We start from the raw sequence: 21932 nt of genomic DNA on the forward strand, positions 1-21932 counted from the left end.
TATGTTAATAGAAAAATTGTTTGATATTGTAGATTATAATACTAAAGATTATAAAAATATTGAATTTTATTCGAATAATATTTCTACAAAAGTACTGACGATAGTTAATACTTTTAGAAAGTATCAGCGAACAGTAGCAATTATAGTAGATACGAAAAAGACTGCAGAAGTTTTATCACAAGACTTGTTAACATTTGAAGACGATGTTTATATTTATCCAGAAATAGATACTCTAAAACGATTTACTAACAAGAGTAATGATTTGGAGCAGCTATCTTTAAAAATTTTAAATAATTTAGTTAATAAGAAAAAAATGATTGTCATTATTCCTAGCAACTCTTTATATAGAACTATTAAGAGTCCAGTAGATTTCAAAAAGTATAATGTCAATATATCTTTAGATAATTATATAAGTTTTAGTGATTTTTCTAAAACATTAGTGGATATGGGATATAAGCTAGTAGATAGTGTTGAAAATATAGGAGAATATGCCAAAAGAGGAGGAATTATAGATTTTTATAGTCCTTTAAATGATTATCCCGTTCGTCTTGATTATTTTGATGAGGAATTAGATACTATAAGAAGTTTTGATACTATAAGTCAAAAATCAATAGAGAAAATAAATTATGTAAATATATATCCTGCAGATGATTTTTTCTTAAATAGTGATGAAAGAGATTTAGTAGTATCCAAATTGGAGCAGGAATTATCAAAACAAAATTTGGAAAAATATGATAACTATAAAGAGGTAGCAACTTATTTAATAAATAAAATTAAATTATATAAAGATAGTAACATTTTTGACGAATTAACTAGTTTTTCTAATTATATATACAGAAATCCGTATAGCATAGTAGACTATTTATTTGATGATTCTATTATAATATATGATAACTATACTAAAATTAAAGCAAAAATATTGGAGTTAAAAGAGTACTTTGCAATTAGTCTAGGAGAAATTAATCAATATTATATTTTTCAAAATGTAATTGATAATGAGGCTTTTGAAAAGTTAAATGCTACTCCAAATACAAAATATTATTTGTCAACATTAAAGAGTACAGAAAAATTTATTGAGTCTTATGTTAATTTAGATATAGTAGATTTATCTTTTTATCCAACTGAAGAACAGTTAGCAAAAGAATTTAAAAATAGAATACTTGAAAGTTATGAAATAGTTATTGCTGTTAACTCAAAGAAACAACGAGATTATATAGAAAAAATACTTTTTGATTATAATTTATACGACTATATTCATGTAGGTATCCAAGCAGGAAAAATTCACATAGAAGAAACTAAATATAATTTAAAAGGATTTGATAGTAGACGCAATAAATTTATTTTAATTACACCATTTGAGATATTCAAAGATGCAAAGCGTAGAAAAAAACGTATATCTTTTAAAAACTCTAATTCAGAAAAAATAAGAAACTATCAAGACTTAAATATAGGGGACTATATAGTTCATATACATCACGGTATTGGGGTATATGAAGGAATAGAGAATATTGAAGTTTCTGGAATATACAAAGATTTTTTAAAAGTAGTTTATGAAGGTGGCGATGTTATTTACGTTGATATAGAAAATATGAAATATATTCAAAAATATATATCATCAACTGATAATAGAAAACCAAAGATTAATAAACTAGGAACAAAAAGGTGGCAACAAGTTAGAAATAAAGTTCGTAAAGAGATAGAAGATATTTCTGAAGAGTTAATAAAGTTGTATATAAAAAGAGAGCTTAATGTAGGATACGCTTTTAGTGAAGATGGTGTTATGCAAAAAGAATTTGAACAAGATTTTTTGTTTACTGCCACAGAAGATCAAGAAAAAGCAACTATAGAAATAAAGCAAGATATGCAGAAAGAACGTCCAATGGATAGATTATTGTGCGGCGATGTTGGATTTGGTAAAACTGAGGTGGCTATGCGAGTTGCTTTCAAAGCTGTAATGGATAGTAAGCAAGTAGCAGTCTTAGTACCTACTACTTTGTTAGCGGAACAGCATTACAATAATTTTAGAGAACGATTTAGTAATTTTCCAGTTAATATAGAAGTAGTTAGTAGATTTAATTCTGCTAAAGAAATAACGAGAATAATTAAACAATTAGAAGCAGGACAAATAGATATTATTATAGGAACACATAAACTTCTCAATGATAAATTTAAGTATAAAGATTTAGGATTATTAATTATTGATGAAGAACAAAGGTTTGGAGTAAAACATAAAGAGAAAATAAAACAATTAAAAAATATGATTGATGTGCTAACTCTAAGCGCGACACCTATACCTAGATCACTTCATATGAGTTTAATAGGAATAAGAGATTTATCAATTATAGAAACTCCACCTAGAGATAGACAGCCTATACAAACTTTCGTTATGAGCGAAAATCCGAATGTTGTTAGAGAGGCAGTATTAAAAGAGGTTGATAGACAAGGACAAGTATTTTATGTATATAATAGAGTTGAGTCCATAGAAGAAAAATATTTAGAATTAAAAAAACTCTTACCAGAAATTAATATAGCGTATGCTCACGGAAGAATGACCCAAAAAGAACTTGAAAATATAATGACAGATGTTATAAATAAAGAGTACGATATGTTAATTACAACTACTATAATAGAAACAGGTATAGATATTTCTAATATTAATACGTTAATTATAGAAGATGCAGACAAATTCGGACTAAGTCAATTATACCAAATTCGTGGTCGTGTAGGAAGAAGTAGCAGGGAAGCCTATGCATATTTTATGTATAAACCATTTAAAGTTTTGACAGAATCATCAGAAAAAAGATTATCTGCCATAAAAAACTTTACTTCTTTGGGAAGTGGCTTTAAAATTGCAATGCAAGATTTATCAATAAGAGGATCAGGAGATATTTTGGGAGGTAGACAACATGGCTTTATAGATTCTGTAGGATATACACTATATTCACAAATGTTAGAAAAAGAATTATCAGATAAAAAGGAAATACTAGAACCATTAATAAAGGCGGATAAAACTCAGGATATTAGTTATTATGAGCAAATAATTAAAGAAAAAACAAAAAATTCAACATACGATATTTTTGAACAAGAGGGTAATCTAATTGATATAAAATTGAATATAGATGCTTTCATTCCTAAATCTTATATTAATAATGATGCAGATAAAATATACTTTTATAAAGAATTAAATAATGCTAAGACAGAAGAAGATATAGAAGTAATTACTGAAGAATTAATAGATAGATTTTCGGATTTTGGTGTTGAAGTAGAAAATCTACTAGATTTAACTTTGCTAAAAGTAAATGCTCAAGATATTTTAGTAGATAGTATTAAAGAACTTGCTAACAAATCAATTATTACATTTAAAAAAGAAATTTTAGACAGTTTGGATGGAAAATTACTATTTGAGATATTGTCCGCTAATAAGGATGTAAGGATTATGGTAAAAGATACTTTAATAATTGAAATTGATAAAGGTAATAATTATTCAATTAAAAGGTTGATTAAATTAATAAAAGATATTAAACCTGTAATAAATTTAAGGAGATAGTAGACAATATATGGGCGGTAAAATTAGATGTAATTGGGCTAGTAATGATTTATTGATAGAGTATCATGATAACGAGTGGGGAAGAGTTGTTAATTCTGAGCAAAAATTATTTGAACTACTTATGTTAGAGTGTATGCAAGCAGGACTTAGTTGGTATATAATATTAAAGAAACGAAAGAATTATTTGGATACCTTTGATAATTTTGATTACAATGTATGTTCAACATATAGCGATGAATTTCTTGAAAAACAAAGAGAAAATGAAGGAATTATTAGAAATAAATTAAAAATATATGCTATAAGAAAAAATGCAATAGCCTTTATTAATATTCAAAAAGAATTTAAAACTTTTTACAATTATATATGGAACTTTGTAGATTATAAAAAAATTAATAACGAAAATAAAACTATGAGTGAGATACCAGGGAAAACTTCATTATCTGATATGATAAGTAAAGATATGAAAAAAAGAGGATTTTCTTTTGTAGGAAGTACGGTTATTTATAGTTATTTACAGGCTATAGGAATTATTAACGATCATTTAATTGATTGTTTTTGCTATGATAAGTGTAAAAATGAATTAGATTAGATAATTATTCTAATCTAATTCATTTTTAATTGTTACTCCATAAATTTCTCTTATTAGCTTTGGCTTCATTTTGTGCTTTTTTAAAATCATTTAGATAACGAGTATCGGGTTCTTTAACATATTTTATTTCTGCCAAACCTTCTTTAAGTAATTGTTCTTGAACATTTTTCCCATCAGCATATACGTATGCAAGTGCTCTATCATACTTATCTTTTTTTTTGTATACATCAAATTCTATTTCTACTTTTTTTGCATTTTTTAATATTTTTTCATTTAAAGCACTTGCTTCAGGTCCATAAGGTTGAACTTCTGTGTTTGCTTTAACTGTTTCTGGGGTATCTATTAATAGATATCTTACGGTTAAATCCTGATTGTTGAATTTTACTTTAATAGTATCTCCATCTATTTTTCGAATAAATTGAACTGGGTATTTTGTTGTATCTCCAGTAATTTGTACTCCGTTTATTGTTTCAGAATTGTATTTTGTATTATTAAATAAATCTCCACCATAAATATATAAAAATAGAATAATGGCAACCGTAAAAATAGTAGTTAGTATAGAATATAGTTTTTTATTCATAATATCCTCCTTATCAATTATCTAATGATATCATAAAATTGTTTAATTTTCTATTGAGCAGTTATAGTTATCAAAATATTGCATTTAGAATATAAATAATGTATTATAGTATTATTAATTAACTAGGTATAGGAGCTTATATGTCAATAATTATATTAAAAAATTTAGAGGATACAGAACGTTTAGCAAAATTATTGTCAGAACTTGTAACGGAAAATTTTATTTTAACTTTAAATGGAAATTTAGGTGCTGGAAAAACTACTTTCACTCAATTTTTTGCAAAATATTTGGGAGTTAATGATGTAGTTAATTCACCTACATTTAATATTTTGAAAGAGTATGAAGCTAATAATAAAATGTTCTATCATATCGATGCCTATAGATTAGAAAATAATGAAGAAGATTTGGGCTTTGAGGATATATTTTATGAACAAGCTGTTTGTGTTATAGAATGGTCAGAATTTATCTCTGACTTTTTGCCTAAAGACAAAATTAATTTTCAAATAAATTATGATAATGATGTAAGAATTGTTGAGATATTATCTGAAGGGGATAAATACAAAAATATAGAAAGAGAGATTATAAAATTATGGTAAGTTTGGTTATAGATGGATCAAACAGTACTTTATCAGTATGTTGTATAAAAAATAATCAAATTTTAGCTGAGAGCATTGTTGAGAGCCATAGAAATTTATCTGAAATAATATTAAAAGAAATAGATAACTGTTTAAGTAATGCTAATGTTAGTAAAAACGATTTAACGGAAATAGTTGTAACTAATGGTCCGGGCTCTTATACAGCTCTTAGAGTAGTTTTGTCAATAGGTAAAACATTATCTTATGTTTTGAAAATATCTATAAAGACATTATCATCTTTGAGACTTCTTGCTGCAAACTATAATAAAAAAAATATTTTGACTGTTTCTTTTTTTGATGGTCGTAGAGGGAATGTTTATGCTGCAGCATATTTTAATAATGAAGAGGTGTTGACAGAAGGATATTATTCATTTGAAGAATTAGTATCATATGTTAATAATTTAAATAAATCTGTTCAATTTATAACAAATGTTGGAAATTTTGATTACAATAATGTAAAAGTAGATTTTAGTGTAGTAATAAAAAATATTGATGCAAAAGATTATTTATTAGTAAAAAACTATTCTCAACAAACAACTAGCTTTGCTGCAATACCTAACTACTTACGTTTAACAGAGGCAGAAAGGAGTTTAAAAAATGATAAAAATTAATAGAGTTGGTGTAGAACATTTAGATAGATTGTCAGAGATAGATAATAATAATTTTGATGATCCTTGGACAAAAGAAATGCTAAAAAATGAATTAGAGCACGAAAATTCTGAGTATTATGCTATTTTTAATGATGATGAGATTCTAGGATTTTGTGGTGGCTGGTATGTAGTTGATGAATATCAGATAAATAAGATAGTTATTGATAAACCTCATCAAAATAAAAAATTAGGGCAATTATTCCTTGTATATATAATGGAACTATATAAAATGAAAAATGCAAAAAGAGCAACTATTGAAGTTAGAGAAAGTAATAAGAGAGCTTATAAAGTGTATATTAAAGCAGGATTTGATGTTTCTGGACGTAGAGAAAATTATTATCAAAATAACGGAGAAACAGCTTATGTTATGGTAAGGGAGTTTTAAGCAATGAATAATGTTAAAATTTTAGCTATAGAAACTAGCTGTGATGAAACTAGTGTTGCTATTGTAGAAAATGGAAAGAAAGTTTTGTCTAATATTGTAAGTAGTCAAATAGATACTCATAAGCAGTATGGAGGAGTAGTTCCAGAAATAGCTAGTAGAAAGCATATAGAGGTAATTTTACAAATAGTGGCTCAAAGTTTAGAAGAAGCAAATATATCCTTAGAAGAGATAGATGCTATATGTGTAACTCAAGGTCCAGGACTAATAGGATCATTGTTAGTTGGTGTTAATGTTGCTAAGACATTAAGTTATACATTGAATAAACCTTTAATAGCTGCACATCATATAGCTGGACATATTTATGCCACTAACATTGAAAACAATATAAAATATCCCGCTTTAGCTTTAGTAGTTAGTGGAGGGCATACCGAGTTAGTTATTTTAGAGGATGAATTGAAATTCAAAATAATAGGTAGTACTTTGGATGATGCTGTAGGTGAAGCGTATGACAAAATAGCTAGACAATTATCATTAGAATATCCAGGCGGCCCGAAAATAGATGCATTAGCTAAACTAGGAGAAGATAACTATAACATTCCTAGAGCTATGATAGACAGTGATGATTATAATTTCAGTTTCTCTGGTATTAAGTCTGCTGTTATAAATATTATTCATAATGCAAAACAGCGGGGAGAAGAAATAATAAAAGAAGATTTGGCTACAAGTTTTCAAAAAGCAGTAATTGATATTTTATTATATAAAACAGAGAAAGCTTTAATTCAATTTAATGTTGAGCAACTTATTATAGCAGGAGGGGTAGCTGGAAATAGTGAACTTAGAGAACGTGCTAACAATCTAGCTAATAAGCTAAATATTGAATTATTAATACCAAAAATGGAATATTGTAGCGATAATGCAGCTATGATGGGAGCAGTGGGATATTATTATTACAAAAACAATATTTTTACTAATCCATTAGAGTTAAATGCAAAATCTAGTATGAAATTAGAGAAAATTATGAAATAGGTAAGACTTATGTAGTACAAGAACTACATAAGTTTTTTTATATAGTTACATTATACGCTTGCAAATATTTAGTTTTTTGTTGTATAATAGTCATTGTAAAATTAATTTAAGGAGTAGTATATATGTCTAAACTTTATTTAGAACCTCAAGAAATATATGAATATTCTGCCCAAAAAGGACAAGCAAAAGCTAATGCAGGTTGGCTATATATGGTTGTATTAGGATTTTTGGGGGGAGCATTTATTAGTGTAGGATATCTAGCTTACATAAGAATAGCGGGAACTTTCCCTCACGAATGGGGAGGATTTGGATCATTTATTGGTGCTGCAGTCTTTCCAGTAGGACTTGCTTGTATTTTAGTAGGTGGAGGAGAACTTATTACTAGTAATATGATGGCTGTAGGAGCTGCTTATTTATCTAAAAAAATAGATATAAAAAGACTTTTAAAAAATTATGTTTTTATAACACTTATGAATGTAGTTGGAGCAGTTTTTGTAGCATATTTCTTCGGTCATATAGTTGGTCTTACAGAAGGAGTTGTTTTGGAAAAGACTATTCATACTGCTGAAGCAAAGGTGAATGCAACTCCGCTTCAAATGATTGTTTCTGGCATAGGGTGTAACTGGTTAGTGAGTATGGGAGCTTGGTTATCATTTGCAGCTAAAGATGTTACAGGAAAAATTTTAGGAGCTTGGTTTCCAGTTATGACTTTTGTTGCTATTGGATTCCAACACGTTGTGGCAAATATGTTTATAATACCAGCAGCGATGTTGGCGGGAGCACATATTACATTTTTACAATTTGCAGAAAATATGCTTTTTGTTTGGATAGGTAATTTACTAGGAGGTCTAGTAATGGTTGCTTGTTTATATTCATTAGCGTACCAAAAACGATAAAAATAAAATCTTTGACTTTAAAAAGAGTCAAAGATTTTATTTTTTATATTCACTAAAATTTAAGTTTATTTATTTCAAAGTGTGGTATAATGTTATAGTCTATAATTTGGAGGTTAAGATATGAATATTTCTTTAAAAAAAGGTCAATTTTGGAAAAGTTTTTTTGTTGTAGTAATATACCTAATATTTACTATTTTTTTACCAACTTTTATATTAAGAACTATTAGTGTTACTAGTGTAACTTCAAGAATATCTATTATGCTAATTAACTGTTTAATAGCTAGTATAATAATTATTTTCTTCACTAATAAGAATAAAATTAATAGTATAGAAAATGTAAATAACAAGTCTGGGATATTAAAAACATTTTTATATGGATTTATAGGATTTATTATTATGATGATGTTACAGATGATGTTGGGAATTATTTTGCAATTAATATCGGCTATATTTGGTATTGAGACTGGTAGTCAAAATACATCGACTATATCGCAAATTGTAAAATCAGTTCCTTTATATTCTGTTTATGCAATAGTATTTGCACCTGTATTAGAAGAATTAGTTTTTAGAAAAGCAATATTTGGATATTTATATGATATTATAGATACAAACAACAATAAATTACGATTTTCATTAGCTGCTATGGTTACTGGTATTATTTTTGCATTGCCACATGATGGAATTTCCCCTGTTATGGTAGTCTATATAGTTATGTCTATTGTATTTAGTATATTATATAAAGTTACAGGTAGAATATTTGCACCTATACTAGCCCATATTTTGATGAACTTTATAGTTTTATATGCTCAAGTTTTTTTAGCGTAGTATAATTGGTGAGGATAAAGTATATGAAGGCAAAAAATTGGTTAGGATTAAATTATTTCTTGCAGTATGCTGTGCAAGGTGTATTTTTTCAATATTGGATAATTTATTTAACAACGATAAAAAATTTATCAGTATTAGAAGCTAGTGCAGTTTTCTCTATGATTTATTTAGCTAGATTTATCAGCGGTATATTTGTTAGTACTGCTTTGATAAAAAGATTTGGACTACATATGTCATATAAAGTAATTGGATTATCTGGTTTTGTGATAGTATTATTTTATGGATTCGTTGATAATAAAATAAATTTATTTTTGGTAACATTTTTATTCGGGTTAACTTATTTTAGTTTAACACCACTTACAGAAACAACATCATCACTTTTTCTTAAAGAAGGAAATGTAGATTATGGTAAGGTTAGAGTTTTTGGCTCTATTAGTTTTATGACTATAGGTATAATAGTAGGAAGTGTTTTAGGTTATATTAGTAATAACTATATATTTTATGTTTTAGCGAGTTTAGTGTTTATTTACTTTATGTTTACATTAATGCCGACTCCTGATTTGTTAAAAAATGTAGATTCATATAGTAATAATTCTAAACGAACATCTAAACAGTTTATTTGGCTTAAGAATGATAGAAATGCAATATTGTTGATTTTGACATTTTTCTTTTTACAACTTAGTCATGCAGCATATAATAATTATAGTGTTTTATACCTTGAAGGTATGAACATTTCATTAAAGTGGTTAACAGGATTAATAGTTAACATTTCGGTTATATCAGAGATACTATTTTTTATATTTTCTAATAAATTGCCTAGAAATATTAGCGCAAGGAAATTTTTAATATTTGCTTGTGCGACTGCAGCTTTTAGGTGGTTAATGCTAGGTTTGTTTGAAAATGTATATGTTTTTATCTTTATGCAAACATTACACGCAATAACTTTTGCCTTAGCTCAAATATCTTTTATTTTATTACTTAATAGTAAATTTAATTCAGAAAAAACACTAGAAATGCAAAATTTATACAGTGCAGTAGGATTTCAATTAAGTGCATTTTTGGGTATGTATATGGTAGGATTTATATGGGACATTAGTACTAACTTAGTATTCCTTGTGTCATCGGGGGTTGCTTTTATCTCATTAATAATTGCTAGTAGATTGAAATTTTAATATTTATATAAAAAGGTGTAATGCTATTTTTCGTTACACCTTTTTCATTAGTCTCAATTCAAAAAATATTACATTTTAGAAAACAAGTCTGAGTATTTAGACTTTACAATTATTTTTTCATCTGATATAGGATGATTTAACTCAATTTTTAAAGCTCCTAAATACATATTAGGATAGTTAATATAATCTTTTGAATAAAGTTTATCACCAATAATAGCATTTTTCAAATATGCTAGATGAACTCTTATTTGATGAGTTCGTCCAGTTTCTAAAGAAATTTCAATTTTGTAAAAATTATTTTTTGTTTTTGTACATGATAAAATATTAGTAATTGCTATTTTTCCATTATTGGTAACAGCCATTTTATTCTTTTCAGTATTACTTCTTCCGATTTTGGTTGTTATTGTTTGAGGGCGAATACTATTTTTAACAATAGCATTGTAATATCTTTTTATGTATTTATTTTCTAAATTGTAATCAAGTTTTGATTTTACTAGAGGAGTTTTTGCAAAAATAACCAATCCGCATGTATCTATATCTAATCTGTGTATTGGCTCTAAGTAGTTATAATTTTTTATTAAGTAGTTAACCAATGCATTGTTTTCTATATTAATGTCGTTAGGATGAGTTTTCATACCGAACGGCTTAGAAGCTATTAGAATAAAGTCATCTTCATATTCAATATCAATATTTATATTATTGTTATTAATATATGTAGAATTAGCTAATTGAATAGTTATTTCTAAAATATCGTTTTTATATATTTTTTCGTATAAATTAACATTCTTACCATTAATGAATATTCCGTCTTTAGCCATATTTAATATATGAACATTTTTTTTAGACAATAGTAAAAAATTTAATAAATATTCACGTAAGGTAGGATAATTATCATTAATTATAAATTTCATAAAATAAGTCCTTTGTATTAATCTAGATTGTTATTCTAACATTTTTTTTATTTAAAGTAAAATTTTTTAAAAAAACTATTGTCAAAATTGGTCAAAAGGTGTATAATATTTTTATAGTCAAAAAAGGTCAAAACAAAATTGACTATATTGGAGGTTAATTATGGATATAAATAGTTTAACTAATAGTGTCAAAGAAATTTTGTCAAAGGCACAACAAAAAGCAATAGAATTAAAAAGTCAAAGTATAACAAGTGAAATGATAATTTATGAAGCTACTAAAAATATTAATTTGTATAGTGATATTCTGACAAGAATTAATGTTAACAAAGAAAAACTCTTGTCTGAATTAGATAATGAAATGAGAAAAATAAATTCAGTAGTTGGTGATAATATAAGCTATGGTTCTTATATAAGTAATGATGCTAATAACTTAATGCAAGAAGCCAATAAACTAAAAGATAAGTATGAAGATAAGTTTATTTCTTGTGAACACTTGTTATTAGCTAGTTATATAACTAACAGTATTTTTAAAAATAATTTAGATAATGTAACAACATTGGAAAAATTGACAAAAGTCATTGATGATATTAGAGGAGGCAAAAAAGTTATGAATGAAAATCCAGAAAATAGCTATGAAGTATTAGAAAAATATGGACGTGATTTAGTATCAGAGGTTAAATTAGGAAAGATAGATCCTGTTATTGGTAGAGATGATGAAATTAGAAATGTAATAAGAATTTTATCAAGAAAAACTAAAAATAATCCTGTTTTAATAGGGGAACCGGGTGTAGGTAAAACAGCAATAGTAGAAGCACTAGCTCAAAGAATAGTTAAAGGGGATGTACCAGAAGAATTAAAAAATAAGATTATATTTGAATTGGATTTAACTAGTTTAGTAGCTGGAGCTAAATACAGAGGTGAGTTTGAAGAACGTTTAAAAGCAGTACTAAAAGAAATTAAAGAAAAAGAAGGGAATATAATTTTATTTATTGATGAAATTCATATGTTAGTTGGTGCTGGTAAAACAGATGGTGCCATGGACGCAGGAAATATATTGAAGCCAATGCTAGCTAGAGGAGAATTACATTGTATTGGTGCTACAACATTAAATGAATATAGAAATTATATTGAAAAAGATTCAGCATTAGAAAGAAGATTCCAAAAAGTATTAGTAAAAGAACCGACAGTTGAGGATACAATTTCTATTTTACGCGGTTTAAAAGAAAGATTTGAGGTTTATCATGGCGTAAAAATTTCAGATAGAGCCATAGTAGATGCTGCAGAACTTTCTAATAGATATATAACGGATAGATTTTTACCAGATAAAGCCATTGATTTAATAGATCAAGCTTGCGCTACAATAAAGACAGAAAATTCGTCGAATCCCGAAGAGTTAGATATTATTAATAGAAAAGTTATGCAATTAGAAATAGAAGAAAAAGCATTGAAATCAGAAACTGATGAAGTATCCAAAAAACGTTTAGAAAATCTCATTGAAGAACTAGCTAGTTTGCGAGAAGAACAATCATATCTTCAACTGCAAGTCGATAAAGAAAAAGAAAAAATATCTAAAATTAGTAAATTGAGATCTGATATAGATAGTAAAAAATTAGAATTAGAAAGAGCAGAAAATAATTATGATTTGGAATTAGCATCAGAGCTTAAATATTCAGTACTACCAAAATTAGAAGCAGAATTATTAGAATTAGAAGAAAATGCAAAAGAAGATGATTATAAATTGTTAAAACAAGAAGTAACAGAAGACGAAATAGGTTATATAGTAAGTCAAGTAACCGGAATTCCAGTTACTAGATTAGTAGAAACAGAAAAAGAGAAATTACTTAATCTATCATTTGCACTACATAAGAAAGTAATAGGACAAGATGAAGCTGTGAATAGTGTTACTAATGCTATACTTCGTTCTAGAGCTGGGATTTCTGATCCTAATAGACCTATAGGAAGTTTCTTATTCTTAGGGCCTACTGGAGTAGGTAAAACAGAATTAGCAAAAGCTTTAGCACTTAATCTTTTTGATGACGAAAAAAATATTGTTAGAATAGATATGAGTGAATATATGGAGAAACATTCTGTTAGTAGATTAATAGGAGCTCCTCCGGGATATGTAGGTTATGAAGAAGGTGGTCAACTGACAGAAAGTGTTCGTAGAAATCCATACAGCATAATATTATTGGATGAAGTAGAAAAAGCTCATACAGATGTATTTAATATCTTGTTACAACTATTAGATGAAGGTACATTAACAGATTCTAAAGGAGTAGTAGTTGATTTCAAAAATACAATTATAATAATGACATCAAATATCGGATCTATGAATTTATTAGAAGAGGCTAATGACGGAGAAATTACAGAAGAAACGAGAAAAAATGTAATTAATCAACTTTATGGATATTTCAAGCCAGAAATATTAAATCGTATGGATGATATTATAATATTTAAACCATTATCTGAAAATAATATTAAAGATATAACTAAAAAACTTTTATCAGAATTAGTTCTAAGATTAGAAAAACAAAATGTTAATCTTACTTATACTGAAAATGTTATTGATTGGATAGCTACTGGAGGATATGATATGAAATTTGGAGCTAGACCATTGAAGAGATTTATTCAAAGTAACATAGAAAATGAACTTGCTATAGAAATTATTAAGCAGGGTATAGAAGACAATTCAACAATTAATCTTGATTATAATGATAAGTTAATAATAAATATTAAATAGATATTTGTAAAAAGGTTTTATTAAGTTAAAACCTTTTTTATTTGTTAAGTTGAAAGTTATTTAATTTTTATTTTTTATGTTATAATTAAATAAAATTTTGTTAGAGGTATAAAATGGAAAATGTTACATTGCGTTTTGTAAGAGAAGATGATGCACAACAGTTACTAGATATTTATGATTATTATGTAGAAAACACTGCTATAACTTTTGATTATATAACGCCTACTGTTAATGAGTTTAAAGATAGAATTAATAAAATAACCAAAACATATCCTTTTTTAGTTGCTCAAAAAGGTAATACTATAATAGGTTATGCATATGTTAATACTTTTAAAGACAGAAAAGCTTATGATTATACTGTAGAATTATCTATTTATGTAGATAGAAGAAACGTAAATTCTGGAGTAGGTAAGTTACTTTATACTAAATTAGAAGAAATTTTATACGAACAAAATATTGTTAATATAACATCGTGTATTACTTATCCAAATGAACAAAGTGAAATTTTTCATAAAAAATATGGATATGAAAAAGTAGCACATTTCAGAAGAGTAGGATATAAGTTTAATAATTGGTATGATGTAGTTTGGTATGAAAAATCTATTTTACAACATAATAAAAATATGAAAGATATAAAGAATATAAATGATTTAAAGATTAGATTTAATTAAAAGAGGTAAAAATGAAGAATTTAGAAGATAAAGTAAAAAAATATTATGAAGATTATGAAGTAATGCCATTTATATCTCCTAGTAGAGATTTGGAAAAATGGTTAAAAGAAGTAGAGCTTTCTAAAAGTAAGTTAGTACCTAAAAAAAATATGGAAATAACAACAGAAGGTTTAATAGCAGGAGATATAATTCTCTTGTGGAGAATAGATTTTGGCACTTTTACTACGGATAGTATAAAACCGGGAATGTATCCAAAATATTTTGAATATAGTTATGGTATAGATGCTCCATATAATTTAGAATTATTGGTAAAAAATGGATATGTTACAATAAATAATATAAAAGATTCTCTAGAACATACGACAATGGCAGTTTTGAAGAATATTTTAAAAACTAAAAATATAACAGGAATTTCAAAAATGAAGAAAGATGATGTTCATAAATCTATTAAAGATAATTTTTCAGAAGAAGAATTATCTGAGTATATAAATGTGGTAGGATATTCTCTAACAGATAAAGGAAGAAGAGCATTAGCTAATAATTCTGATATTGTAGATAAGCATCCTAAGAAAAAATTTTAGTAAATACAGATAAGATGGGAGTGATATTATGAAAATAGCTGTAATTGCAGGAACAGCTAAAGATACACAAATGGGTGTAAATATTTTAAAAGAAAATAATTATAACGATTTAATAGTTATTGAAAATACAAAAACACCTAACGAGCAAACTTTATTTCAAATATCTACTTCAGAGTATAAAGAAAAGATTATTAGTAGTCATATAAAATACATAATAGAACAGGATTGTACCAATCTTTTTGTATATTGTAATTCATTGAGTGCTTCTGTAGATTTTGACAAATTAGCAAAAAAGTATAATATAAATATTATTACACCACTTCATATTTATAGAAATCTAGCTAAAGATATAAAAAATGTAGTAGTATTAAGTGCTAATGCTCAAGGATTAGCCGGTATAGAGAAAGTCATGTTTGAAGTTAATGAGAACATTAATATTGTGGGAATAACTATGCTTGATATGGTTAGAGATATTGAATTAGGAAAAAATTCTAATATAATTTCAGAAAAGTTTAATTTTGATTTTTTAGCAGAATATATTAATAGCTTAGCAGTTGAGAAAGTTATTTTAGGATGTACACATTTTCCATATATAGCTAACGAATTATCTCAAAAATTGTCAAAAAGTGTAGAAATTGTTGATCCTACTTGTTATATGCTAGAACTGTTAAAAAGAAAGTAGAAAATTGCAAATATAATTTTTATGTGAGGAGATTTTATGTACGCTTATATAAGAGGATATGTGAGGGAAATAAACCCTAATAACGTAGTTATAGACAATAATGGAATAGGATATGAATTAATTGTAGCTAATCCTTATGAATATAAATTAGATGAAGAAACTACTGTTTATATTAGTCAGCAAGTAAGAGAAGATTCTAATACTTTGTATGGATTTCAAACTAAAAATCAAAAAAAAGTGTTTTTATTACTACTTAAAGTAAAAGGAGTAGGTCCCAAAAGTGCATTAGCAATTTTAGCGGGAGCTAATAGCGAAGAAATTATACAAGCTATAAATAGCTCTGATGTAACCTATATGACTAAATTTCCTGGAATTGGAAAGAAATCTGCTCAGCAAATAATCCTTGATTTGCAAGGAAAAATTGACTTTATAAATATTAATAGTATGAGTAAGAAAAACAATCCTATTTTGGAAGATGCTATGTTGGCGTTAGAAGCACTAGGATTCACAAAAAAAGAGCTAACTAAAATAGAAAAACAATTGGCTACATACAATTATAATAAAGCGGATGAATATGTAAAGGTTGGATTAAAGTTATTAACCAAATAATATAATATATATGGAGGTATTATGGAAGAAAGAATACTATCAAATAATCAAAATAATGATGAAGAACCTCAAGAACAAAGCTTACGTCCACAATATTTAGATCAATATATAGGTCAAGAACAAATAAAGGAAAATTTGAAAATATTTATAGAAGCGGCAAAACTTAGAAATGAAGTATTGGATCATTGCTTAATTTATGGACCACCTGGGTTAGGAAAGACAACTCTTGCTACTATAATAGCCAATGAAATGAATGTTAATATAAGGTATACTTCAGGGCCAGCAATAGAAAAATCAGGAGATTTGGCAACTATACTTACAAGTTTAGAACCAGGAGATGTTCTATTTATTGATGAAATTCATAGAATTAATAGGGCTATTGAAGAAATATTATATTCTGCTATGGAAGATTTTTGTTTAGATATAGTAATAGGAAAAGGAGAGGAATCAAGAAGTATAAGGATAGAACTGCCACCATTTACTTTAATAGGTGCTACAACGAGAGCAGGAGCATTGACAGCACCACTTAGGGATAGATTTGGAGTACACTGCCGTCTAGAATTTTATGAAATATCTGATTTACAAACAATATTAGCTCGTAGTGCTAACATTTATGGATGTAATATAAATGAAGGTAGTACATACCAAATAGCTATGAGATCAAGAGGAACCCCTAGAATTGCTAACAGACTTCTAAAAAGAGTTAGAGATTTTGCTCAGGTAAAAAATGCAGGATTAATTAATGAAGAAATAGCCATATCTTCTCTTAACTTATTACAAGTAGATTCTAGTGGATTAGACAATATTGATTATAAGATATTGGAATGTTTAGTAAAAAGATATGAAGGAAGAGCAGTAGGATTAGAAACTATTGCGATAACAATAGGAGAAGAAAGTATAACTATCGAAGATGTCTATGAGCCTTATTTAGTTAAAGAAGGATTTATAGAAAGAACTCCAAGAGGAAGAAAAGCAACAGCGAAAGCATATGCTCATTTAGGGGTTGATTATAAAATTATATAGAAAGGAGCAGTGAATGATAGATAGCAAACAATTTATAAATACAAGGCATAAAAATCAAAAAATAAATTATGATAATGTACTTAAAGAATTAATTAAAGAGTGGCAAAAACAAGAAATAAAGCCTAAATTATTAATACATTCTTGTTGCGCTCCTTGTAGTACTTATGTTTTGGAATATTTGTCAGAAATAAGTGATATAACTATTTTTTTCTCAAATTCTAATATTCATCCTAAAGAAGAATACATCAAACGTATGTTAGTACAAAAAGATTTTATAGAAGAATTTAATGAGAGAAATGCTACAAAAATTAAATTTATAGCTGATGAATATTCTCCTAGTAAGTTTGTAAAAGCTGTAAAAGGATATGAGAATGAAAGAGAAGGTGGAGAGAGATGTCATATTTGTTATGAAATGCGTCTTGATTCTGCAGCAAAAAAAGCCTATGAGTTAGGATATGATTATTTTGCATCAGCATTAACTTTAAGTCCTAAAAAAAATGCACAGATTATTAATGAGAGTGGATACGAATTACAAGAAAAAATAGAAGTCTTTTACTTACCATCTGATTTTAAAAAAAATAATGGTTATAAACGCTCTATTGAAATGTGTGAAGATTACAATATTTATAGACAATGCTACTGTGGATGTGTATTCGCTGCTAAAGATCAAGGTATCGATTTCAAAGAAATTAATAAAAATGCTAAGGAACACAATATACAACATAAAGATTATGCAAAATATAAATCTTTATTGAAAACAGGAACAAAATTATTGTAAAACTATGCGTTGAAAATAAAATTTTCAAAATAAAGTTATTATTAATATTAAATTACTGTTTAAGTATATAATATTTTGTTTTCATAATAAATTTTCATAATCACATTATAATAAAGTAATATTAAAAAAGAAAGTGGTAACAAACAGTTTATACTAGTAATGAAATCATTATAAAACACTTGTAAATATCGCAGTCATGTGCTATTATAACAATGTACAATATTTAATATTAAAGGAGAATAACACTATGTTAAAAAGAGAATACAAAGTAATAGATGAAACAGGAATCCACGCTAGACCAGCTACGCTTTTGGTACAAGCTGCTTCTAAATTTGAATCTACTATAGAGTTAGAATTTAAAGGACGTAAAGTTAACCTGAAATCAATAATGGGAGTTATGAGCCTTGGTGTTGGAAAAGATGCAGATATAGTTATTTATACAGATGGAAGTGATGCAGAAGAAGCTATGAATGCAATCGAAGAAACAATGAAGAAAGAAGGATTAATCTAATATGTTAGAATTGAAAGGTATTGCCGCATCACAAGGTATATCTTTTGCGAAAGCATATATTTTTGTTGAACCTAATCTTTCTATAACAGAAAGAAAGATTTCTAATGTTGCAGAAGAAGTTGCAAAATTTGATTCAGCGGTAGAGGTATCAAAAAAAGAATTAAGTATAATTAAAGATAAAGCATTAGAAAACTTAGGAGCCGATAAAGCTGCAATTTTTGAAGCACATCTATTAATTTTAGATGATCCGGAATTTATAGGAACTGTAAGAACAGACATAGAATCTAAAGAAATTAATGCTGAATATGCATTAAAAGAAACTTCTGATATGTTTGTATCTATGTTTGAAGCTATGGATAATGAATATATGAAAGAACGTGCTGCTGATATACGAGATGTATCTAAGAGAGTACTAGCTCATTTATTAGGTGTAGATTTACCAAATCCTAGCTTAATTGACGAAGAAGTTATAGTTATTGCTGAAGATTTAACACCTTCTGACACTGCGCAACTTAACAAACAATTTGTTAAAGGTTTTGCAACAAACATAGGAGGAAGAACTTCTCACTCTGCTATTATGGCACGCTCTTTAGAAATTCCAGCTGTAGTAGGAACAGGTAATATAACGGAGCAAGTAAGTAATGGAGATAACTTAATAATAGATGGTTTAGACGGAATTTTAGTCGTTAATCCATCAGAGGAAGTAGTTACAGAATATAAACAAAAATTAGCAGAATTTGAAGCGAAAAAAGCTGAATGGGCTAAATTGTTAACTGAGAAAACTGTGAGTAAAGATGGTCACGAAGTTATTTTAGCAGCTAATATTGGAACACCAGCAGATTTAGAAGGTGTAAAAAATAATGGTGGAGAAGCAGTAGGTCTATATAGAACAGAATTCTTATATATGGGAAGAGATCAACTACCTACAGAAGAAGAACAGTTTGAGGCTTATAAAGCTGTTTTAGAAGGTATGGGAGATAAACCAGTAGTAGTTCGTACACTTGATATAGGTGGAGATAAAGAATTACCTTACTTAGATTTACCAAAAGAAATGAACCCATTTTTAGGATATAGAGCTATAAGACTTTGTTTAGACAAAACAGATTTATTTAGAACACAACTAAGAGCATTATTACGTTCATCTGTGTACGGTAAACTTTGTGTAATGTTCCCTATGATAGCAACATTGCAAGAATTTCGTTCTGCTAAAGCATTGTTCTTAGAAGAAAAAGAAAAACTTGTTGCAGAAGGAATACCTGTAAGTGATGATATTGAATTAGGTATAATGGTAGAAATTCCGTCAACTGCAGTGATAGCGGACTTATTTGCAAAAGAAGTAGACTTCTTCTCGATAGGAACGAATGACCTTGTTCAATATACTATGGCAGCAGATCGTATGAGTGAGAAAGTTGCTTACTTATATCAACCGTATAACCCTGCTATATTACGTTTAATTAAAAATGTCATAGAAGCATCACACAAAGAGGGTAAATGGACTGGAATGTGTGGAGAAATGGGAGGAGATCCATTAGCTATTCCATTACTTTTAGGAATGGGATTAGATGAATTCTCAATGTCAGCAACTTCTATATTACAAGCAAGAAGTCAGATTAAAAACTTAGAAGTTCCAAAAATGAAAGAATTAGTAGAAAAAGCTATTGAGTGTTCTACTACTGAAGAAGTATTAGAACTAGTAGAGGAATATACTAAATAATAAAAAATAAACTTAGGTATTAATTCCTAAGTTTATTTTTTATTTTAAGAAAAATCAATTATAATATCATATTATGATCTATTTTGTTATAATATATTTTATATAATTGTTTTTTAGGAGGAAAATAAATGGATAAAGAAATTTTTGATATTTTAGATAAGGAAAGAGTGCGTCAAGAGACTAATATTGAATTAATTGCCAGTGAAAATTTTGTTTCGGATGATATTTTGAAAGTAACGGGAAGTATTTTAACTAATAAGTATGCAGAAGGATATCCTGGAAAAAGATATTATGATGGCTGTGAGTATATTGACGAAATAGAAACACTTGCTATAGAGAGACTAAAAGAATTATTTAATGTAAAATATGCTAATGTGCAACCTCATTCTGGTTCAAGTGCTAATATGGCTGTCTATATGGCGTTATTAAATACTGGCGATACAGTTTTAGGTATGAGTATGGATGCAGGTGGACATCTTACTCACGGTAGTAAAGTTAATTTCTCTGGAAAAATTTATAATAATGTTTCGTATGGAGTTACAAAAGATACGCATACTATAGATTACGATAATGTAAGAAAATTAGCTTTAGAACACAAGCCAAAGTTAATTATTGCTGGAGCAAGTGCATATCCTAGAACAATTAATTTTAAAATATTTAGAGAAATAGCTGATGAAATTGGAGCGTATTTATTAGTTGATATGGCTCATATAGCAGGATTAGTAGCAACAGGATTACATGAAGATCCAGTGCCCTATGCACATGTAATTACTTCTACAACACACAAAACTTTAAGAGGGCCACGTGGAGGAATAATTTTAACTAATGATGAGGAAATAGCTAAAAAAGTAAATAAAGTAATTTTTCCAGGAATACAAGGAGGACCTTTAGAGAATATAATTGCAGCTAAAGCAGTATGCTTTAAAGAAGCATTAAGTTCAGACTTTAGAAATTATCAAAAACAAGTATTAAAAAATATAACTGCTATGGTTGAGGTATTTAGAAAGAATAATATTCCTGTCATCAGTGGTGGAACAGATAATCATTTATGTTTAATAGATACATATTCAACATTAGGTATAAATGGACATGATGCTAGTTTATTACTTAGTAAGGTTGGAATAACTTGTAATAAAAATGGTATTCCTTTTGATACGCTACCACCAATGAAAACTAGTGGTCTACGTCTAGGAAGTCCTGCTATGACAACTAAAGGATACAATGAAGATGATTTTAGATACATAGCTGAACTAATTTGTAATTTATTAAGAGAAGGAGATAAATTAATAGAAGATACAAAAGAAAAAGTTTTAGAGCTTACTACAAGAAAAAATAATTCATAAAATTTCAACTAATATTTTATAAATTAAATCTAAAGTACGAAAAATGAAAATGCTTTACTGATAT

The 21932-nt window shown here is 27.4% G+C and carries 21 protein-coding genes; 19 read left to right on the top strand and 2 right to left on the bottom strand.

The window, feature by feature from the left end:
• Position 1: 1 nt before the first annotated feature.
• Together mfd and AC1XWJ_RS00865 are read left to right on the top strand one after the other, a co-directional pair.
• On the top strand, positions 2-3547 hold the full coding sequence (gene mfd / locus AC1XWJ_RS00860) for a transcription-repair coupling factor (protein WP_483333902.1): 3546 nt from the start codon (positions 2-4) through the stop codon (positions 3545-3547).
• Positions 3548-3557: 10 nt separating this feature from the next.
• Positions 3558-4136 (top strand): DNA-3-methyladenine glycosylase I, encoded by a 579-nt coding sequence (locus AC1XWJ_RS00865; protein ID WP_483333903.1) that lies wholly within the window; start codon positions 3558-3560, stop codon positions 4134-4136.
• A gap of 25 nt (positions 4137-4161) precedes the next feature.
• Here AC1XWJ_RS00865 and AC1XWJ_RS00870 read toward each other — a convergent pair whose 3' ends face one another.
• Positions 4162-4716 (bottom strand): thermonuclease family protein, encoded by a 555-nt coding sequence (locus AC1XWJ_RS00870; RefSeq protein ID WP_483333905.1) that lies wholly within the window; start codon positions 4714-4716, stop codon positions 4162-4164.
• Between the two features lie 140 nt (positions 4717-4856).
• On the opposite strand from AC1XWJ_RS00870, the gene tsaE reads away from it, so the two are divergent.
• The 7 genes from tsaE (at position 4857) to AC1XWJ_RS00905 (ending at position 10305) form a co-directional block, all read left to right on the top strand.
• Positions 4857-5312, top strand: coding sequence for a tRNA (adenosine(37)-N6)-threonylcarbamoyltransferase complex ATPase subunit type 1 TsaE (tsaE, locus tag AC1XWJ_RS00875; protein ID WP_483333906.1), 456 nt, complete (start codon positions 4857-4859; stop codon positions 5310-5312).
• Positions 5306-5962: a tRNA (adenosine(37)-N6)-threonylcarbamoyltransferase complex dimerization subunit type 1 TsaB gene (tsaB, locus tag AC1XWJ_RS00880; RefSeq protein WP_483333907.1), complete on the top strand. Its 657-nt coding sequence runs from the start codon at positions 5306-5308 to the stop codon at positions 5960-5962. Before tsaE ends, tsaB begins: the two co-directional genes overlap by 7 nt.
• Complete coding sequence (rimI, locus tag AC1XWJ_RS00885; protein WP_483333908.1) at positions 5949-6386, top strand: ribosomal protein S18-alanine N-acetyltransferase; 438 nt, start codon at positions 5949-5951, stop codon at positions 6384-6386. Before tsaB ends, rimI begins: the two co-directional genes overlap by 14 nt.
• Positions 6387-6389: 3 nt before the next feature.
• Positions 6390-7412 (top strand): tRNA (adenosine(37)-N6)-threonylcarbamoyltransferase complex transferase subunit TsaD, encoded by a 1023-nt coding sequence (gene tsaD / locus AC1XWJ_RS00890; protein WP_483333909.1) that lies wholly within the window; start codon positions 6390-6392, stop codon positions 7410-7412.
• Between the two features lie 122 nt (positions 7413-7534).
• Positions 7535-8308, top strand: coding sequence for a formate/nitrite transporter family protein (locus AC1XWJ_RS00895; protein WP_483333910.1), 774 nt, complete (start codon positions 7535-7537; stop codon positions 8306-8308).
• Between the two features lie 120 nt (positions 8309-8428).
• Positions 8429-9133, top strand: a complete 705-nt coding sequence (locus AC1XWJ_RS00900; RefSeq protein ID WP_483333911.1) for a CPBP family intramembrane glutamic endopeptidase — start codon at positions 8429-8431, stop codon at positions 9131-9133.
• Between the two features lie 23 nt (positions 9134-9156).
• Positions 9157-10305, top strand: coding sequence for an MFS transporter (locus AC1XWJ_RS00905; protein ID WP_483333912.1), 1149 nt, complete (start codon positions 9157-9159; stop codon positions 10303-10305).
• A gap of 68 nt (positions 10306-10373) precedes the next feature.
• On the opposite strand, the gene AC1XWJ_RS00910 is transcribed toward AC1XWJ_RS00905, so the two are convergent.
• Positions 10374-11216 carry an RluA family pseudouridine synthase gene (locus tag AC1XWJ_RS00910; RefSeq protein ID WP_483333913.1) on the bottom strand — a complete coding sequence of 281 codons (843 nt, stop codon included), beginning with the start codon at positions 11214-11216 and terminating at the stop codon, positions 10374-10376.
• A 160-nt stretch (positions 11217-11376) separates the two neighbouring features.
• Between AC1XWJ_RS00910 and AC1XWJ_RS00915 the strand changes: the two genes are divergently transcribed.
• The 10 genes from AC1XWJ_RS00915 (at position 11377) to glyA (ending at position 21868) form a co-directional block, all read left to right on the top strand.
• Entirely contained in the window at positions 11377-13956 is a 2580-nt protein-coding gene (locus tag AC1XWJ_RS00915; protein WP_483333914.1) for an ATP-dependent Clp protease ATP-binding subunit, read from the top strand.
• 113 nt (positions 13957-14069) lie between these two features.
• On the top strand, positions 14070-14627 hold the full coding sequence (locus AC1XWJ_RS00920) for a GNAT family N-acetyltransferase (protein ID WP_483333915.1): 558 nt from the start codon (positions 14070-14072) through the stop codon (positions 14625-14627).
• An 11-nt stretch (positions 14628-14638) separates the two neighbouring features.
• Complete coding sequence (locus tag AC1XWJ_RS00925) at positions 14639-15208, top strand: hypothetical protein (RefSeq protein WP_483333917.1); 570 nt, start codon at positions 14639-14641, stop codon at positions 15206-15208.
• 28 nt (positions 15209-15236) lie between these two features.
• Complete coding sequence (locus tag AC1XWJ_RS00930; RefSeq protein WP_483333919.1) at positions 15237-15890, top strand: glutamate racemase; 654 nt, start codon at positions 15237-15239, stop codon at positions 15888-15890.
• 36 nt (positions 15891-15926) lie between these two features.
• The gene (ruvA, locus tag AC1XWJ_RS00935) at positions 15927-16499 is read left to right on the top strand and encodes a Holliday junction branch migration protein RuvA (RefSeq protein ID WP_483333920.1); all 573 of its coding nucleotides are present in this window, start codon (positions 15927-15929) and stop codon (positions 16497-16499) included.
• A gap of 21 nt (positions 16500-16520) precedes the next feature.
• Positions 16521-17522 carry a Holliday junction branch migration DNA helicase RuvB gene (gene ruvB, locus AC1XWJ_RS00940; RefSeq protein WP_483333922.1) on the top strand — a complete coding sequence of 334 codons (1002 nt, stop codon included), beginning with the start codon at positions 16521-16523 and terminating at the stop codon, positions 17520-17522.
• A 13-nt stretch (positions 17523-17535) separates the two neighbouring features.
• Positions 17536-18300: an epoxyqueuosine reductase QueH gene (locus tag AC1XWJ_RS00945; protein ID WP_483333923.1), complete on the top strand. Its 765-nt coding sequence runs from the start codon at positions 17536-17538 to the stop codon at positions 18298-18300.
• Between the two features lie 247 nt (positions 18301-18547).
• The gene (locus AC1XWJ_RS00950; protein ID WP_483333924.1) at positions 18548-18811 is read left to right on the top strand and encodes a phosphocarrier protein HPr; all 264 of its coding nucleotides are present in this window, start codon (positions 18548-18550) and stop codon (positions 18809-18811) included.
• Between the two features lies 1 nt (position 18812).
• Positions 18813-20525, top strand: coding sequence for a phosphoenolpyruvate--protein phosphotransferase (gene ptsP, locus AC1XWJ_RS00955; protein ID WP_483333925.1), 1713 nt, complete (start codon positions 18813-18815; stop codon positions 20523-20525).
• Between the two features lie 128 nt (positions 20526-20653).
• On the top strand, positions 20654-21868 hold the full coding sequence (glyA, locus tag AC1XWJ_RS00960) for a serine hydroxymethyltransferase (RefSeq protein ID WP_483333927.1): 1215 nt from the start codon (positions 20654-20656) through the stop codon (positions 21866-21868).
• Positions 21869-21932: the final 64 nt, after the last annotated feature.

The sequence above is a fragment of the Gemelliphila sp. 1F1 genome, assembly GCF_056897515.1.

Bases quoted from the DNA above. Each gene is read 5' to 3' on its own strand.
- mfd (WP_483333902.1), top strand. From the start codon at position 2: ATGTTAATAGAAAAATTGTTTGATATTGTAGATTATAATACTAAAGAT.
- AC1XWJ_RS00865 (WP_483333903.1), top strand. From the start codon at position 3,558: ATGGGCGGTAAAATTAGATGTAATTGGGCTAGTAATGATTTATTGATA.
- AC1XWJ_RS00870 (WP_483333905.1), bottom strand. From the start codon at position 4,716: ATGAATAAAAAACTATATTCTATACTAACTACTATTTTTACGGTTGCC.
- tsaE (WP_483333906.1), top strand. From the start codon at position 4,857: ATGTCAATAATTATATTAAAAAATTTAGAGGATACAGAACGTTTAGCA.
- tsaB (WP_483333907.1), top strand. From the start codon at position 5,306: ATGGTAAGTTTGGTTATAGATGGATCAAACAGTACTTTATCAGTATGT.
- rimI (WP_483333908.1), top strand. From the start codon at position 5,949: ATGATAAAAATTAATAGAGTTGGTGTAGAACATTTAGATAGATTGTCA.
- tsaD (WP_483333909.1), top strand. From the start codon at position 6,390: ATGAATAATGTTAAAATTTTAGCTATAGAAACTAGCTGTGATGAAACT.
- AC1XWJ_RS00895 (WP_483333910.1), top strand. From the start codon at position 7,535: ATGTCTAAACTTTATTTAGAACCTCAAGAAATATATGAATATTCTGCC.
- AC1XWJ_RS00900 (WP_483333911.1), top strand. From the start codon at position 8,429: ATGAATATTTCTTTAAAAAAAGGTCAATTTTGGAAAAGTTTTTTTGTT.
- AC1XWJ_RS00905 (WP_483333912.1), top strand. From the start codon at position 9,157: ATGAAGGCAAAAAATTGGTTAGGATTAAATTATTTCTTGCAGTATGCT.
- AC1XWJ_RS00910 (WP_483333913.1), bottom strand. From the start codon at position 11,216: ATGAAATTTATAATTAATGATAATTATCCTACCTTACGTGAATATTTA.
- AC1XWJ_RS00915 (WP_483333914.1), top strand. From the start codon at position 11,377: ATGGATATAAATAGTTTAACTAATAGTGTCAAAGAAATTTTGTCAAAG.
- AC1XWJ_RS00920 (WP_483333915.1), top strand. From the start codon at position 14,070: ATGGAAAATGTTACATTGCGTTTTGTAAGAGAAGATGATGCACAACAG.
- AC1XWJ_RS00925 (WP_483333917.1), top strand. From the start codon at position 14,639: ATGAAGAATTTAGAAGATAAAGTAAAAAAATATTATGAAGATTATGAA.
- AC1XWJ_RS00930 (WP_483333919.1), top strand. From the start codon at position 15,237: ATGAAAATAGCTGTAATTGCAGGAACAGCTAAAGATACACAAATGGGT.
- ruvA (WP_483333920.1), top strand. From the start codon at position 15,927: ATGTACGCTTATATAAGAGGATATGTGAGGGAAATAAACCCTAATAAC.
- ruvB (WP_483333922.1), top strand. From the start codon at position 16,521: ATGGAAGAAAGAATACTATCAAATAATCAAAATAATGATGAAGAACCT.
- AC1XWJ_RS00945 (WP_483333923.1), top strand. From the start codon at position 17,536: ATGATAGATAGCAAACAATTTATAAATACAAGGCATAAAAATCAAAAA.
- AC1XWJ_RS00950 (WP_483333924.1), top strand. From the start codon at position 18,548: ATGTTAAAAAGAGAATACAAAGTAATAGATGAAACAGGAATCCACGCT.
- ptsP (WP_483333925.1), top strand. From the start codon at position 18,813: ATGTTAGAATTGAAAGGTATTGCCGCATCACAAGGTATATCTTTTGCG.
- glyA (WP_483333927.1), top strand. From the start codon at position 20,654: ATGGATAAAGAAATTTTTGATATTTTAGATAAGGAAAGAGTGCGTCAA.